Below are 14,498 nucleotides of genomic sequence, written 5' to 3' on the forward strand. Positions count from 1 at the left end.
GTGTTCCCCTCTGAAGGTTTGACCTTCATTTTTGGCCGGGCCGCTTTCGCGCCCGGCCTTTTTCTTTTGAGCAATTCCAGGAAAAGTGTGCAGCGGTTTTCCGTCCGGAATTGCGTCAAAACAAAAGAGCAATTCCAGGAAAAGTGTGCAGCGGTTTTCCGTCCGGAATTGCGTCAAAGCAAGAGGGGCCGCGCCGATCAGGCGAAGGAAAGATTGATCGTTCCGAACGGACCGAAGTCGGCGAGGATCCTGTCGCCATGGCGCGCTTCCACCGGACGCACGAACGATCCCGACAGCACCACCTGCCCGGCCGAAATCTGCATGCCGTATTGGTGCAACCGGTTGGCCAGCCAGGCGATGCCCTTGGCCGGATGGTCGAGCACGCCGGCGCCGAGGCCCGTCTCCTCGACCTCGCCATTGCGCGACAGGATGGCGCCGATCCAGCGCAGATCGGCCTCGCGCGGACCGGCCGCGCGGCCGCCGATGACGATGCCGGCATTGGCGGCATTGTCGGAGATCGTGTCGAAGAAGGTCCTGATCTTGCCGGTTTCCTTGTTCATGCGCTCGATACGGGTGTCGAGGATCTCCAGCGCCGGCGTGATGTAATCGGTGGCGTCCAGCACGTGGTCGATCGACACGTCCGGGCCTGAGACCGGCGCCTTCATGACGAAGGCAATCTCGGCCTCGATGCGCGGCTGGATGAAACGGCCGGCGGGAACGGTGCCGCCATCGTCGAAGAACATGTCGTCGAACAGAATGCCGGAATCGGGAATGTCGATGTTGAGCGCAGACTGCATGGCCTTCGAGGTCAGGCCGATTTTCCAGCCCTTGATCGTCAGGCCTGACGCGATCTTCCGCTTTACCAGGGCTGACTGCACAAGATAGGCGTCGTCCATCGTCGCCTCGGGAAAGTCGAGGCTGAGCAACCTGACCTGGCGCCGGTCGCGCTCGGCCTCGAACAGCCTTGCGGCGGCGTCTTCGACCTGGTCAGGCGTCATCATCAGGCCCTCTCGTCGACGACGCCGTTGCGGAGCAGGCCGATGCCGTCCGCTTCGACCTCGATGACGTCGCCTGGCTTCAGCCAGATCGGTGGCTCGAAACGGGCGCCGGCGCCGGTCGGCGTCCCGGTGACGATGATGTCGCCGGGGACCAGCGTGGTGAAGGTCGAGACGTAGTTGATGATCTTGCGGAAGGAAAAGATCATGCGGCTGGTGCGGTCCTGCTGCCGGACCTGGCCATTGACACGCGTGGTGAGTGCGATGTCGGCGATCTGCGCCTCGTCGGTGAACGGCACCAGCCACGGACCGATCGCACCGGTGCGGTCGAAATTCTTGCCCTGGGTGACGTTGAACTTGGCGTGGCGCACCCAGTCGCGGATTGTGCCTTCGTTGCAGAGCGAAAGTGCCGCGATATGGCCGAGCGCATCGGCTTCGGCAATGCGCCGGCCGGCCTTGCCGATGACGATGACGATCTCGCCCTCATAGTCGAGCTGCGGCGATTCCGGCGGCCGCACCAGCGGCGCGCCATGGCCGACGAAGGAACGCGGGAAGCGGATGAACAGCGACGGGTTCGAGGGTGCGGCCTGCCCGTCCTTGTACTCCTCGTTGCGGTCGGGAAAATTGACGCCGACGCAGATGATCTTTTCCGGCGAGGGGACCGGGATTTCGTAGGCAATGGCGTCGAGCGGGAAATCAGCGGCGAAGGCGTCGGCCTCCTCGGCCAGGCGCTGCAAGGCGCCGGCCTCGATGACTTCGCGCAATGTCGGCCATTGTGCGTGGCGTGACGAGAGGTCGACGACGCCTTTGTCGGTGATCGCGCCATAGCGTGCCTTGCCGCCGACGGTGAAGGTGGCGAGCCGTGGCGTGCTCATGGGTTCCCCCTGCGGTTAGCCATCGTCACGGCGCCACGATCGGCGAGGCCGCCAGGTCGGACTTGCGTGGTTCGACGCCGGCAAAGGTGCTGCCTTCCTCGAACCAGCTCTTCGGTGCCGGCGCGCCCCATAGCGTCTGGCGCTGCGGATCCTTGAGGTCCCATTTGATTGGCTCGAGATCGGGATCGACCGTCTGGTAGTCCGAGCAGTAGATCTCGATGCGGTGGTTGTCGGGGTCGCGGATGTAAAGGAAGAAGGCGTTGGAGATGCCGTGCCGGCCGGGGCCGCGCTCGATGTTCGGCAGCCAGCCGGTGGTGGCCATCAGATCGAGCAGGTCGATGATGTTGAGCGGCGTCGGCACCCAGAAGGCGACATGGTGCAGGCGCGGGCCGATGCCGTTGGTGAAGGCGATGTCGTGGACGCCGCCCTTGCGGTGCGTCCAGGCGGCCCACAGCCTTCCGGTCTCGGCGTCCTCGGTGTACTCGGTCACGCGAAAACCGAGCTCGTTGTAGAACGCCACCGATTCATCGACGTTGGGCGAGAAACAGTTGAAGTGGTCGATGCGCAGCGGCTTGACGCCCTTGTACAGCGCATATTTCTGATGGATCGGCGGCAGCCGCTCCATCTTCGAATAGAATTCGAGCGGAATGCCGTGCGGGTCGCGCGTGCGGAATGTGCGCGACTGATAGGGCCGCTCGACCCATTCCACCGGCAGGCCCTTGTTTTTGAAGAAGTGCTCGGCCTTGTCGAGGTCCTCGTCGGAGAACAGCTTGAAGCCGAGGTCGCGGGCTTCCGCTGTCGCGCCTTTCCGCAGCACGATGCAGTGGTGGCCGCGTTCTTCCATCGCGCGCAGATAGATGGCGTCCCTGGTTTCGTCCGTCACCTGCAGGCCGAGCGTATCGACATAGAAGGCGCGGGATTTTGCAAGGTCGGTGACGGCGAGCTCGACATGGCTCAGCCGCACGATATTGAACGCCGGGTAGAGATTGGGTGTGGGCAAGGGCATCTTTTAGGGTCTCCGGTCAGCCGCCGAGCTTCTGGATCGAGTGCGGCGCCGTGGCGAACGCGATGTTCTTGGTTTCCATGTAGAAGTCGAACGACCAGTCGCCGCCGTCGCGACCGATGCCCGAGCTCTTGACGCCGCCGAACGGCGTCGGCAGGTGGCGCACATTCTCGGAATTCACCCAGATCATGCCGGCGTCGAGCGCATCGGTGAAGCGGAAGGCGCGGGTGACGTCGGAGGTCCAGAGATAGCCGGTCAGGCCGTACTGCGTGTCGTTGGCTAAAGCCAGCGCCTCGGCCTCGTCCTTGAACGAGATCGCGGTCAGCACCGGCCCGAAGATTTCTTCCTGGGCGATGCGCATCTTGTTGGTGGCGCCGATGAACAACGTCGGGCTGACATAGCAGCCGCCGCCCGGACCGGCGAACTTGGTGCCGCCGGCTGCGACAACGGCACCTTCCGACTTGCCGATCTCGATATAGGACAGCACCTTTTCCTCGTGCACCGGATGGATCAGCGGGCCGACCACGGTTTCGGGATCGAGCGGATGGCCGATCCTGATGCGCTTGGCCTTCTCCGCCACCAACGCGGTGAACTTGTCGTAGACGCCTTCCTCGACCAGCAGGCGTGACGACGAGGTGCAGCGCTCGCCGTTCAACGAATAGATCATGAAAACGGCGGCGTCGGCCGCGCGCTCCAGATCGGCATCGGCGAAGACGATCACCGGGTTCTTGCCGCCGAGCTCAAAATGCACGCGCTTCAGCGTGTCCGCGCCTTGCTTCATGATCATCGAGCCGGTGCGGCTTTCGCCGACGAAGCCGATCGCCTTGATATCAGGATGTTCGGTCAGCGCCCTGCCGGCGTCCTCGCCGAAACCGTTGACGAGGTTCCACACGCCCTTCGGCAAGCCGGCCTCCTCGGCGATCTCGACCAGCAGCCGCGCCGTCAGCGGCGACAGTTCCGCCGGCTTGTGGACGATGGTGCAGCCGGCGGCGAGCGCCGGCGCGATCTTCCAGGTCGACAGCATGAACGGCGTGTTCCACGGCGTGATGACGCCAACCGGGCCGATCGGCACGCGCGTTGTCATGTTGACCTGGTTCGGCGCGCGGATCGTGCGGCCATCGCGGGCCTCCGGCGCGCGGTCGGCGTAGAAGCGGAAATTTTCCGCGCCGCGCAGGGCCGCCTTGGCCATGAACTTCAGCGACTGTCCGGTGTCCATGCATTCGACGAAGGCGATTTCTTCCGCGCGCGCGACGATGGCGTCGGCGATCCTGTGCAGCAGCTTCTTGCGGGCATCGCCGGAGATCGCCGCCCAGTCGCGGAAAGCCGCCTTGGCCGCCTTGGCGGCGCGGTCGATGTCTTCAGCCTTGCCACGCGCCACCCTGGCGAGCGGCTTCAGGTCGATCGGCGAGATCGTTTCATAGGTCGAGCCTTCGGCGGCTTCGACAGCCTCGCCGCCGATCTGGTTGAGCACGCCCGTGCTTCTGAAGCGCTCGAGATAGGCTTCGGCCTTCCGCAGATTGTCGTCCAATGCCGCCATGGGTCTTTCCTGTTCTCTGCCGCCTGCTCACTTGCCGCCCAGTTACTTGCCACGTAGCCGCGGGTGGATGGCGTTCTTCTTCCAGTTCAGTTCGGCGTCGATCTCGCGGATCTCCAGGGAGAGCGCGAAATGCGGCGTTGTGAACAGCGATGCGAGATGCTCCGAGACGGCGGCGAAGATCGCCTCGCCGGTGCGCTTCTTTTCCTCGGCGCTGCGGCCCTTGCCGATGCGGAAGTTCATGTCGATGAAGCCGTTCTCCGGCAGACGGTCGGCGATCGCATAGGCTTCGGCGCGGAAGGCGCGCACCCTGACCGCGCCCGGCTCGAACAGGCCGGTCTCGAGGATGGTGCGCGACACCAGCGCGCAAAGCGCGCCCATGTCGACTTTGGCGTCGAGATTCGCGGAATATTCAATCGCCATGTGCGGCAAGGGTTTCCTCCGCCGGCGTCGCCGGTCTTTTGTAATTAACATGTGAATTACATCTTGGCGATCGAATGTCAAGCGCCGTTCTTTGTCAGGACCCACGCCCCGGTGTCGGGATTGCCGCCCCCGGCAAAATCGCGGATATAGCTGCGATCCGCGTCTCATTCGCATTGCGAGTCGGAACTGGAACTGGAATTTCAGGAGACCTGACCTTGCTACCGCCCAGCACCCGCCGCTCCTTGCCGATGGCTCTTCTGCGCGCCCGCGAAGTGATCATGGCGCATTTCCGGCCGATGCTTGCCCGCCACGACATCACCGAACAGCAATGGCGCGTGCTGCGCGTTCTTGCCGAGGCCGGGCCGCTGGAAGCGACCGAACTCGCCAACCGCGCCTCGATCCTGCCGCCAAGCCTCACCCGCATCATCAAGGCGATGGAAGAGCGGCAGTTCATCTCCCGCAACAAGGTCAAGGACGACGGCCGCCGGGCGCTCCTCGCCATCAGCCCGGCCGGCCTTGCGCTGATCGAAGACCTGTCTCCCGAACGCATCGCCATCTACGACGCGATCGAAAAGCGCTATGGGGCCGAACAGCACGAGCGCCTGCTCGACCTGCTCGAAAGCCTGATCCAGTCGGAGACGCTACCCGATTAGCGCTGGCCGGCCCGTCGCAGGCTCCGGGCGTTCATCCGCTGCGCGGACCGCTCCTCACCCCCCAAAACTGCCCAGCGCGCTCGGCTGCATGTAGTTGCGCCCGACATAGAGCAGCGCCGCCTCGTCGCTGCCGTGGCGGATGTCGACGACGCGGCCGAACATCACATTGTGCGTGCCGACCCGGTTCACCTCGCCGATCTCGCAATCGAAGCTGACGATGGCGTCGAGCAGCGCCGGCATGCCGGAGGGCATCGTCTGCCAGCGCGCGGAACCATAGCGCTCGGCCATGTCGCGGATCGCACCGGCGAACTTCGCCGCCAGGTGCATATGGGCCTGCGTCAGCACGTTGACGCAGAAGCGCCGGTTGGCAAGGAACAGTCCGGCCTGCGCCGAGCGTTCGTTCATGCAGATGAGCAGCGTCGGCGGATCGTCGGAAACGCTGCACATGGCGGTAGCGGTGAAGCCGCCGCGGCCTGCCGGACCGTCCGTGGTGACGATGTTGACCGGCGCGCAGACCCGCGCCATGGCATCGCGGAATTCCAGTCTCGAGACCTGCGCCTCCATGGCCGGCCTCCTCAGATTGCGCCGGCCGGCAGCGGCGGTAGCCAGGTGTCGCCGGTCCAGCCCTTTTCGTCGTAATCGGCCATGCAGGTGTCGACCAGCTCTTCCATCGCCTTCAGACGGCCGCTGCGCTCGGCGCCCTTCAGCACCTGCAGCCGCACCTCTTCCGGCGCGCCGGCATAGTTGAGCTCGTAGAGCGCATGGCGGCCGCCGAACTCGGTGCCGGTCGCATCCCACAAAAGCTTCATGATCTTGATGCGCTCGACATGGCCCATGTCGTTCGAGCCGCGCACATATTGGGCAAGGTACTTGTTGATCTCGGGATTGTCGAAATCCTTTGCCGAGGACGGCAAATAGATCAGCCCCGAGGCGATCACCCGGCGCACCGTGTCGATGACGCGCGGATAGGCTTCCGACATGAAGGTGCGGTAAGCGAGCGCCGCTTCCAGATTGGGCAGCACCGCACCGCTCGCCCACGGGATCGGGTTGTGCGCCATGGCGTTGGAAAAGCTCCAGAACATGTGGCGCAGCGCGATCACTTCGCCGAGTGCCGCCTGGTTGCCGCGGAAGGCGTCGCCGCCGGTGGCGCGCAGCGCCTTGGCGAGCAGGCCGGCGAGGAAGTCGAGCTTGACGGCAAAGCGCGTGCAGCCCTGGAAGCAGTAGCCGTGCATGAAGCCCGACGCCGGATGGAAGGACAGGATTTTTTGCGCATCGCGCAGCACCAGCACGTCCTCCCAGGGGACGAAGACATTGTCCAGCACCAGGATCGCATCGTTCTCATCGAAGCGTGACGACAGCGGGTAGTCGAAGGGCTGGCCGACCGTGTTGGCGGTCTGCTCGTAGGAGACGCGGCAGAACATCTTTATCCCCGGCGCGTTCATCGGCACGATGAACATCACCGACAGCGATGGATCCTCGGTGACCGTCGCCGAGCTCTGCGCCAGGAAATTGTAGTGGGTCAGCGCCGACGAAGTCGCCACCACCTTGGCGCCGGACACCCATATGCCGGCATCGCTCTCCTTGGTGATGTGCACGAACACGTCCTTGACGGCCTCGGCCGGCTTGTGGCGGTCGATCGGCGGGTTGACTATGGCGTGGTTCATGAACAGGGCGGCTTCCTGGGCCCGTTTGTGCCAGGCAAGCGCATTATCCTTGAACGGGCCGTACCACTCGGCATTGGCGCCGAGCGTGTTCATCAGCGCTGCCTTGTAGTCGGGCGTGCGCCCCATCCAGCCGTAGGACATGCGCGACCAGTCGGCGATCGCCGTCTGCTGCTGGGCGAGCTCGGCGGCGGAATGGGCGACGCGGAAATATTTGTGCGTGTAGCCCCCAGAGCCGGTGTCGGTCGGCGAGGTCAGCACCGCCTGCCGCGCCGGGTCGTGCAAGGCATCGTAGAGCCGGGCGAGCGAACGGGCGGAGTTGCGCATCGCCGGATGCGTGGTGACGTCGGCCACGCGCTCGCCATTGATGTAGACCTCGCGCCCGTCGCGCAGGCTGTCGAGATATTCGGCGCCTGTGAACGGCCGTTTCGTGTCGGCCCGGAAATCTTCCGATCGCATCATGATCCTCCCTTGATCGTCCAACAGTAGCCCGACGCGATGTAATGGTTTATGGACGAAAGACCAAAACCACTTGGACTTTTTCCGGCACCATGAGCCAGGCCAGCATCCCCGAATTCTTCGTCTATGGCGAGCCCGCGCGGGCGCTTGATGTCGGCTTCCTGCATGTCGAGACTGTCCTTGCTCGCGCAGCCGTTCATCGCGGCCAAGTGCTGGCGCACAAGCATCCGCAGATGGCGCAGATCACTTACTGGACCGGCGGCAGCGGCACCTACAGGATCGAGGACAAGACCTGGAGTTTCTCGGCGCCGACGGTGAGCTTCATGCCGAGCGGCGTGGTGCACGGCTTCAGCATCGAACCGGGCACCGATGCCATCGTCGTTTCGGTCGCCGATGAAGCACTTGCCTCGATCGCCGAGCAGTCCGCGCTGCCGCTCGACCAGCCGGTCTTCGTCACCGGGCGCGGTGAGACGGCACTGTGGGAGAGGTTGGGCGATACGGTCAGGATGATCCAGGCGGAATATGCCGACAGGTTGCCCGGCATGGACAAAATCCTGCCGCCGCTGATCGCCGTGGCGCTGTCGGGTATCGCCCGTCTTGATGCGGAATCGCATGCCGTCACCCTGCCGGCTACGGTGGCGCTGGGCGGGCGGCTGAGAAGGCTGATCGACCGGCACTTTCGCGACGACTGGCCGGTCGAGCGCTATGTCGCCGCACTCGGCACCACGCGCCATCTGCTCGACAGAGCGGCGCGCCAGGTGCTGGGGGCGGGCGTGCGCCAGGCGATCGGCGAACGGCGGCTGGTCGAGGCCAAGCGGCTGCTCTTGTTCACCGTGCGCCCGGTCGAGGACATCGCCTACGAGACCGGCTTCAACGACCCCGCCTATTTCTCGCGCTTTTTCCGCCAGGCAGTCGGCCTGTCGCCGGCGGCGTGGCGGCGGGAAAGAGTGAGTAGTAAGTAGTAAATAGTAAGTAGTGAACAGTGAATAACGAGAGAATGACCAAGCGCCCAGAGCTGGAGTTCATTTCTACTACTCACTACTCACTACTCACTACTCACTACTCACTACTCACTACTCACTACTCACTACTCACTACTCACTTACGCCGCAGCAGCCAGTCCCGCATCCAACGCCTCCGCGATCTTCGCCACGTCGGCCGCCGAGATTACCAGCGGTGGCGACAGGATGACCGTGTTACCCGAGACGCGCAGCATGACGCCGGCCTGGTAGGCAGCTTCGGCGACGGCAGCCAGGGTCTTCTTGTCGGCCGGCTTCTTGGCGGCGCGGTCCGAGACCAGCTCGAGCGCCGCCATCAGGCCCTGGTAGCGCACGTCGCCGACCAGCGCGTGCTTGGCCTTCAGCGCCTCCAGCGCCTTGCCGAGCTCGATACCGCGCGCCGCCGCATTTTCGTTGACGGCCAGCCGCTTGGTCTCGGCCAGTGCGGCCAGCCCGGCCGCGCAGCCGACCGGATGGCCGGAATAGGTGTAACCGTGGCCGATGGCGCCGAAGCTGGTCTTGTCGGCTTCGAAGACCTCGGCGACCTTGGCGCCGATCAGCGTGGCACCGAGCGGGAAATAGCCCGACGTGATCGCCTTGGCGATGGTCATGAAATCGGGCTTGACGCCCGACAGACGCGAGCCCGACCAGGCGCCGGTGCGCCCGAAGCCGGTCACCACCTCGTCGGCAATGAGCAATATGTCGTGGCGGTCGCAGATGGCGCGCACCAGCGGCATGAAGCTCTCATGCGGAACGATGACGCCGCCGGCCCCGAGCACCGGTTCCATGATGAAGGCGGCGATGGTGTCGGCGCCCTGGAAGGCAATCTCCTCCTCGATCGCCCGCGCGCAGAGTCTTGCCAGCTTCGCCGGGTCGGTCTCGTCGAACGGGTTGCGGTAGGTCCACGGCGCCGGCGTGTGGAAAACGCCCGGCAGCAGCGGCTCGTAGTTGCGACGGAAATTGGCATTGCCGTTGACCGAGGCGCCGCCGAAATGCGTACCGTGATAGCCCTTCTTCAGCGCCAGGAATTTCGTCCGGTCACCCTGGCCGCGGATCTTCCAGTATTGCCTTGAAAGCCGCAGCGCCGTTTCCACCGAATCCGATCCGCCCGAGGTGAAGAAGGCCCGCACCATGCCCTCCGGCGCGAACCAGTCGCAGAGCTCGTAGGCAAGCTCGATCGACGGTCCGGTCGAGGTGCCGCGAAAACCGGAATAATAGGGCAGGGCGTCGAGCTGCGCGGCCATCGCCTTCTTGATCGGATCGCAGCTGTAGCCGAGGTTGACGTTCCATAAGCCGCCGACCGCGTCGAGCACGGTGCGGCCATCGACGTCGGTCACCGACACGCCGTCGCCCTTCATGATGATTTTCGGCGGCGTCGCGCGCATCTCGGCCGGATGCGCCATCGGGTGCCAGATCGGCTTGGCGTTGTTCTCGGTGAGGAAGTTGATGTCGCGCATCGGTGGAAACTCCGTTTCTTGAATTGTCAGGCTGCAAGGCCAAAATGGCCGAGCGCCTCGGCATAGCTTCGCGCCGGCTCGGCGACGTCGAAATGCACCGTCAGCATTCCGGCTGCGACCGCGCCGTCGACATTGCGCTTCTGGTCGTCGACGAAGACGCAAGCGCTGGCCGGCAGATGCAGCGCTTCGCTCACCATCGCATAGGCGCGCGGATCCGGCTTGAGGATGTGGGTGTAGGTGGCGTCGGCTATTGTCTCGAACAGCGACAAGAGCGGCAGGCGCTCGCGGAAGCTGCTGCCGTAGAACAGGTCGAGTTCGTTGGAGAGGATGGCGAGCCTGATGCCGGCTTCATGCGCAGTCCGGATCGCTCGTTCCGCCTCCGGCCGCACCACCGCTTGCGGATCTGCGCCGCGCGCCCGCTGCACGAAGGTCGACATGTCGTCCCAGTCTTCGCCGACCATCCGGCCGACCTCGCGCGTGCGCGTCTTCCAGTAGTCGCGTTCGCTGATCTCGTCGGCCTGCATGGCGCGCCACAAAGGGTCGGATGCAGGTTCGAACGGCCCGCGCCAGTCGAGCGTGCCGGGGGCCAGCCCCAACGCGCGTTCGGTCAGCGCGTGCGTTTCGAACAGCGTGCGGGTGACGACACCGCCGAAATCGAGCACCAGCGCCTGTGGATTCGGCCCGCTCATGCGGCTTGCTCTCCTGCCGGCGCGCCCGGCGGAATGATGCCATCGGCGACCCAGCGGTCGAAGATCTCCAGCGCCTTGGCGCTGAAGGCGGCGTCGTTGATATGCCCCGCGATCTCATGCAGTTCGGCATTCGCAGGCACGCTGGCGCGCATCTCGTCGACGAACGCCGTCAGCGCGTCCGGCTCGTACAGCGGCTCGCCCTGCTGGTCCCATTGCTGGATGCCGCCCGCCGGCAGGATGAAGGCGGTCGGCCCGGTTGCGGCGGCGAGCTTCTCGCCGATGGCGCGCGCGATCTCCTGGCGCGTCGCGCCGTCGGAGGTCACCGAGGCGAGCAGCCGGTTATGGGCGTGGTAGGGGCGCTCGATGAAGCGGGTTGGTACCGCTTGCCATGTCGGAAAATCCACCATGTCGACGGCGCCCGGTGCTACGATCTGCGGGATGCCTTGCCGCCCGGCGTTCTCCAGCCGGTCGGCGCCTGAACTCACCACCGAGCCGGCGAGATGATTGGCGAGTTCTTGCAGGCTGAAATCCATCACGGCGACGAAGCCGCGCTGCGCGGCGATCGCTTCCAGCGCCCGTCCGCCCATGCCGGTGGTGTGGAAGACGATCACCTCATAGCCGCGCTTTTCCAGCTCCGGCTTGAGCGTCACCATATAGTGCAGGCAGCTCTTGCCGAGCGAGCTCATGCCGATCCGCGGCCTGGCCTGGTCCGGCTCGACGACGGCCCGAGCCGCGCCGACCACCGCGCCGCTGGCCTGCGACAGCACCGCCTTGCAGGCGCTGTTGAGGCCATAAAGCCCACCCGCCCACAGGATCATCATCAAATCGGTCGCGATCCGCTGCGGCGGCAGCAGATGCGAATAGGCAATGGTCGAGACGACGAATTTCGGCACGCCGAGCGGCAGCGCCAGGGCGACGTCGAGCGCAAGGTCGGTGCCCATCGAACCACCGAGCGCGATGAAGCCGTCGATTTCGCCCTTGTCGTGAAGCGCGCGCGCAAGCCGCGAGGCGCCGAGCGCCATCAGCGTCATCGCCGAATTCTCGTCGCCGCTGGCGATGATCGCCGCGATCGTCGTGTCTGCCGCTTTGGCCACGGCATGCTTGTCGTGCTCCGGCCGGTAGGGCGGATCGCCGAGCACGCTGACATCCATCATCACGGCGACACCGCCGACAGCCTCGATGCGCTCACGCATGAACAAGAGCTCGTCGGCCTTGGTGTCGCCGGTGCCGATAACCAGGATTCGGCGTTTGTCCTCCAACGTCAGTCTCCTCGCTGAATGATCATAATGGGCGCCTGCGTCATGATGCGCGCCTGCGGTCCGGCAGGCTACGCCGTCCGACAAGCCGCTCGCCGATGCTGCGCGCCGCGTCCGCGACGCTTGCGCCGTAACGTGCGATATCGCCCTCCAGAACGCGCACCTGCGGCGCGGCAATGGCAATGGTGCCGATGGCGAAACCGTCGGCGCCGAGGATCGGCGCGGCGACGCTCTGCACGCCTTCCTCGAAACCCTGCGAGCCAATCGAATGGCCGCGCGCACGCGCCGCTGCAACCTGTTCGGCCAGCGCGGCAGCACCGGACACGGTGAACGGCGTGAAGGCCGGCAGCGGGCCCGCGAGAATGGTGTCGCGGATGCGGTCTTCGGTAAAGGCCAGGAAGGCAATGCCCGAGGCGGTCGCGTGCATCGGCAGGAATTCGCCGAGCGCCACGCTGACGCGGTTGGCCTTGGCCGATTCGACGACATGGACGGTGATCAGGCCGCGCTTGGAATATTCCGACAGATGCACCGTTTCGCCAGTCTCGGTGGCCAGCGCCTCGACCAGCGGCGCTGCCGTCCGCAGGAACGGAACCTGCGCCTCGCGCATCAGTGCCAGCCGACCGAGACCGGCGCCGAGCCGGTAGCGGCGCGTGCCTTCGTCCTGCTCGACCAGCCCATGTTCCATAAGCGAGAGCAGCAGCCGGCGTGTTGTCGCCTTGTCGAAGCCGGCATGCCGGGCGAGGTCGGCCAGCGCCAGTTCGGGCTCGCCGCGACCGAGCATTTCCAGCAGGGAAATGGCCTTGGCCACCGTGCTCATCTGGTTTCCGAACCTCCCATAGATACTTAACGTGCGAATTAACTTGACAGGAAGCGCCTTCCTTTGCAAGTCTATATTCGAAATGCCGTTGCAAATAGTGAAATGAACATCGGGCCCGCCAGAAGGCCTCGGCATCTCAGGGACACTTGGTTTCCGCAGCGCGGAATTGGAGGGTAAGATGACGACAATTGTAGCCGGCGAAGCAAACCGGCTGAGGAAGAACAGCCTTGGCGTTGGCGCCATCACCTTCATGGTGATCTCGGCCGCGGCGCCTCTGACGGCCGTTGCCGGCGGCACGCCGCTCGGCATGTTGATGGGCAACGGCGCCGGTTTTGCCGGCACCTATCTCATCGTGACGCTGCTGCTGCTTTTGTTCGCGGTCGGCTATGTCGCCATGTCGCGCCATGTTGGCAATGCAGGCGCCTTCTATGCCTACGCCGCGCGCGGCCTTGGCGGTCTCGCCGGCGGCGCCACCGCGCTGATTGCCATCCTGTCCTACAATGCCATGCAGATCGGCGTCATGGGCCTTCTCGGTGCCGCGACCGCCGGACTGTTCGCCGGCTGGGGCATCAACCTGCCCTGGTGGGTCTGGAGCTTCATCGCCATCGCCATCGTCGCCGTGCTCGGCTACCGGCAGGTCGACCTGTCGGCCAAGATCCTGACCGTGCTGGTGCTCGCCGAATATGTGGTGGTGCTGATCCTCGACCTGGCGATCCTCAAGACCGGCGGCGACAGCGGACTGTCGGCCGCGCCCTTCAGCTGGAGCCAGATCACCAGCGGTGCGCCGGCGATCGCCATCCTGTTCTGCTTTGCCGCCTTCATCGGCTTCGAGGCGACCACGATCTATGCCGAAGAGGCACGTGACCCCAAGGTCACCATTCCGCGGGCGACCTATTTCTCCGTCGTCCTGATCGGCGTTTTCTACATGGTCACCGCATGGCTGATGGCCGTCGGCGCCGGCGTCGACAAGCTGCTGCCTGATCTGCAGGGGCTTCAGGATCCGACCACCTTCCTGTTCGGCCTGTCCGACCGCTATGCCGGAACGATGCTCTCGCACGCCATGAGCATCCTGTTCGTGTCGAGCCTGTTCGCCGGCGTGCTGGCGTTCCACAATGCGGTCGCCCGCTACATCTATGTTTCCGGCCGCGAGAAACTCCTGCCGCAGACGATCGGCGTGACGCATTCGACGCACCAGAGCCCGCATGTCGCTTCGGTCATCCAGAGCGTGCTTGCGGCTGTCGTCGTCGGGCTCTTCGCCGTGCTTGGCCTCGATCCGGTGCTGGCGCTGTTTTCGTGGCTGACCAATGTCGCCACGCTCGGCGTCATCGTGATGATGGCGGTCGCCTCGCTCGCCGTGGTGATGTTCTTCCGGGCCAATCCGTCCAGCCAGGAAAACGCGCTGAAAACCACCATCCTGCCGGGGCTGACCTTCATCGCCTTCGTCATCATCATCTACCTGATCGTCATCAATTTCGGCAGCCTGTCCGGCGCGGGCGGCTTCCTCGGCGTCTTCCTGCCGGCGCTGGTGCTGATCGCGGCCGTAGTCGGCCTTGTGCTGGCCAGCGCCTTGAAGAGCCGTGACCCGGTTGCCTTCGCTGGGCTTGGACAGCCTTTGAAGGACTGAAACAAACAGGGCGGCGCATGACGCCGCCCCGTCTTCACCGCAAGGGGAGTAGCG

Annotated in this window: 14 protein-coding genes; 3 read left to right on the top strand and 11 right to left on the bottom strand. The window is 64.9% G+C overall.

All coding sequences use genetic code 11. The annotated features are described in order from the left end of the window. Positions 1-197: 197 nt before the first annotated feature. The 5 genes from hpaH to ACSQ3Z_RS11380 are packed head-to-tail and all read right to left on the bottom strand — an operon-like array spanning position 198 to position 4,839. Positions 198-1,001, bottom strand: coding sequence for a 2-oxo-hept-4-ene-1,7-dioate hydratase (gene hpaH, locus ACSQ3Z_RS11360; protein ID WP_436171358.1), 804 nt, complete (start codon positions 999-1,001; stop codon positions 198-200). Beyond that, a complete protein-coding gene (locus tag ACSQ3Z_RS11365; RefSeq protein ID WP_436171359.1) occupies positions 1,001-1,870 on the bottom strand; it encodes a fumarylacetoacetate hydrolase family protein in 870 nt (289 codons plus the stop codon). Before ACSQ3Z_RS11365 ends, hpaH begins: the two co-directional genes overlap by 1 nt. Before the next feature lie 25 nt (positions 1,871-1,895). Then, entirely contained in the window at positions 1,896-2,876 is a 981-nt protein-coding gene (gene hpaD / locus ACSQ3Z_RS11370; RefSeq protein ID WP_436171360.1) for a 3,4-dihydroxyphenylacetate 2,3-dioxygenase, read from the bottom strand. A gap of 16 nt (positions 2,877-2,892) precedes the next feature. Next, positions 2,893-4,410: a 5-carboxymethyl-2-hydroxymuconate semialdehyde dehydrogenase gene (hpaE, locus tag ACSQ3Z_RS11375; protein ID WP_436171361.1), complete on the bottom strand. Its 1,518-nt coding sequence runs from the start codon at positions 4,408-4,410 to the stop codon at positions 2,893-2,895. Between the two features lie 42 nt (positions 4,411-4,452). Further along, positions 4,453-4,839, bottom strand: a complete 387-nt coding sequence (locus ACSQ3Z_RS11380) for a 5-carboxymethyl-2-hydroxymuconate Delta-isomerase (RefSeq protein ID WP_436171362.1) — start codon at positions 4,837-4,839, stop codon at positions 4,453-4,455. A 239-nt stretch (positions 4,840-5,078) separates the two neighbouring features. On the opposite strand from ACSQ3Z_RS11380, the gene hpaR reads away from it, so the two are divergent. After that, complete coding sequence (gene hpaR, locus ACSQ3Z_RS11385; protein ID WP_436171900.1) at positions 5,079-5,483, top strand: homoprotocatechuate degradation operon regulator HpaR; 405 nt, start codon at positions 5,079-5,081, stop codon at positions 5,481-5,483. A gap of 54 nt (positions 5,484-5,537) precedes the next feature. Here the strand turns inward: hpaR and ACSQ3Z_RS11390 are convergent, their stop codons facing one another. Both ACSQ3Z_RS11390 and ACSQ3Z_RS11395 read right to left on the bottom strand, forming a co-directional pair. After that, positions 5,538-6,047, bottom strand: a complete 510-nt coding sequence (locus ACSQ3Z_RS11390) for a flavin reductase (protein WP_436171363.1) — start codon at positions 6,045-6,047, stop codon at positions 5,538-5,540. A gap of 11 nt (positions 6,048-6,058) precedes the next feature. Next, entirely contained in the window at positions 6,059-7,603 is a 1,545-nt protein-coding gene (locus ACSQ3Z_RS11395) for a 4-hydroxyphenylacetate 3-hydroxylase N-terminal domain-containing protein (protein ID WP_436171901.1), read from the bottom strand. Positions 7,604-7,695: 92 nt separating this feature from the next. On the opposite strand from ACSQ3Z_RS11395, the gene ACSQ3Z_RS11400 reads away from it, so the two are divergent. Beyond that, on the top strand, positions 7,696-8,565 hold the full coding sequence (locus ACSQ3Z_RS11400) for a helix-turn-helix domain-containing protein (protein WP_436171364.1): 870 nt from the start codon (positions 7,696-7,698) through the stop codon (positions 8,563-8,565). A 140-nt stretch (positions 8,566-8,705) separates the two neighbouring features. Here the strand turns inward: ACSQ3Z_RS11400 and ACSQ3Z_RS11405 are convergent, their stop codons facing one another. The 4 genes from ACSQ3Z_RS11405 to ACSQ3Z_RS11420 are packed head-to-tail and all read right to left on the bottom strand — an operon-like array spanning position 8,706 to position 12,820. Then, a complete protein-coding gene (locus tag ACSQ3Z_RS11405; protein WP_436171365.1) occupies positions 8,706-10,058 on the bottom strand; it encodes an aminotransferase class III-fold pyridoxal phosphate-dependent enzyme in 1,353 nt (450 codons plus the stop codon). 26 nt (positions 10,059-10,084) lie between these two features. Continuing rightward, on the bottom strand, positions 10,085-10,747 hold the full coding sequence (locus tag ACSQ3Z_RS11410) for an HAD-IA family hydrolase (RefSeq protein ID WP_436171366.1): 663 nt from the start codon (positions 10,745-10,747) through the stop codon (positions 10,085-10,087). Continuing rightward, positions 10,744-12,006, bottom strand: coding sequence for a Tm-1-like ATP-binding domain-containing protein (locus ACSQ3Z_RS11415; protein WP_436171367.1), 1,263 nt, complete (start codon positions 12,004-12,006; stop codon positions 10,744-10,746). The genes ACSQ3Z_RS11410 and ACSQ3Z_RS11415 overlap by 4 nt, the downstream gene beginning before the upstream one ends. A gap of 40 nt (positions 12,007-12,046) precedes the next feature. Beyond that, positions 12,047-12,820 (bottom strand): IclR family transcriptional regulator, encoded by a 774-nt coding sequence (locus ACSQ3Z_RS11420; RefSeq protein ID WP_436171368.1) that lies wholly within the window; start codon positions 12,818-12,820, stop codon positions 12,047-12,049. A gap of 178 nt (positions 12,821-12,998) precedes the next feature. Between ACSQ3Z_RS11420 and ACSQ3Z_RS11425 the strand changes: the two genes are divergently transcribed. Beyond that, a complete protein-coding gene (locus ACSQ3Z_RS11425) occupies positions 12,999-14,444 on the top strand; it encodes an APC family permease (RefSeq protein WP_436171369.1) in 1,446 nt (481 codons plus the stop codon). Positions 14,445-14,498 lie beyond the last annotated feature (54 nt).

This window comes from Mesorhizobium sp. LjNodule214 (assembly GCF_964252735.1).
Lineage (GTDB): Bacteria > Pseudomonadota > Alphaproteobacteria > Rhizobiales > Rhizobiaceae > Mesorhizobium.

What these genes read in the sequence shown, in the direction of transcription:
- ACSQ3Z_RS11405 (WP_436171365.1), bottom strand. Translation starts at nt 10,058, where the DNA reads ATGCGCGACATCAACTTCCTCACCGAGAACAACGCCAAGCCGATCTGG.
- ACSQ3Z_RS11365 (WP_436171359.1), bottom strand. Translation starts at nt 1,870, where the DNA reads ATGAGCACGCCACGGCTCGCCACCTTCACCGTCGGCGGCAAGGCACGC.
- hpaR (WP_436171900.1), top strand. Translation starts at nt 5,079, where the DNA reads ATGGCTCTTCTGCGCGCCCGCGAAGTGATCATGGCGCATTTCCGGCCG.
- ACSQ3Z_RS11390 (WP_436171363.1), bottom strand. Translation starts at nt 6,047, where the DNA reads ATGGAGGCGCAGGTCTCGAGACTGGAATTCCGCGATGCCATGGCGCGG.
- ACSQ3Z_RS11395 (WP_436171901.1), bottom strand. Translation starts at nt 7,603, where the DNA reads ATGCGATCGGAAGATTTCCGGGCCGACACGAAACGGCCGTTCACAGGC.
- ACSQ3Z_RS11425 (WP_436171369.1), top strand. Translation starts at nt 12,999, where the DNA reads ATGACGACAATTGTAGCCGGCGAAGCAAACCGGCTGAGGAAGAACAGC.
- hpaE (WP_436171361.1), bottom strand. Translation starts at nt 4,410, where the DNA reads ATGGCGGCATTGGACGACAATCTGCGGAAGGCCGAAGCCTATCTCGAG.
- hpaD (WP_436171360.1), bottom strand. Translation starts at nt 2,876, where the DNA reads ATGCCCTTGCCCACACCCAATCTCTACCCGGCGTTCAATATCGTGCGG.
- ACSQ3Z_RS11400 (WP_436171364.1), top strand. Translation starts at nt 7,696, where the DNA reads ATGAGCCAGGCCAGCATCCCCGAATTCTTCGTCTATGGCGAGCCCGCG.
- ACSQ3Z_RS11410 (WP_436171366.1), bottom strand. Translation starts at nt 10,747, where the DNA reads ATGAGCGGGCCGAATCCACAGGCGCTGGTGCTCGATTTCGGCGGTGTC.
- hpaH (WP_436171358.1), bottom strand. Translation starts at nt 1,001, where the DNA reads ATGATGACGCCTGACCAGGTCGAAGACGCCGCCGCAAGGCTGTTCGAG.
- ACSQ3Z_RS11420 (WP_436171368.1), bottom strand. Translation starts at nt 12,820, where the DNA reads ATGAGCACGGTGGCCAAGGCCATTTCCCTGCTGGAAATGCTCGGTCGC.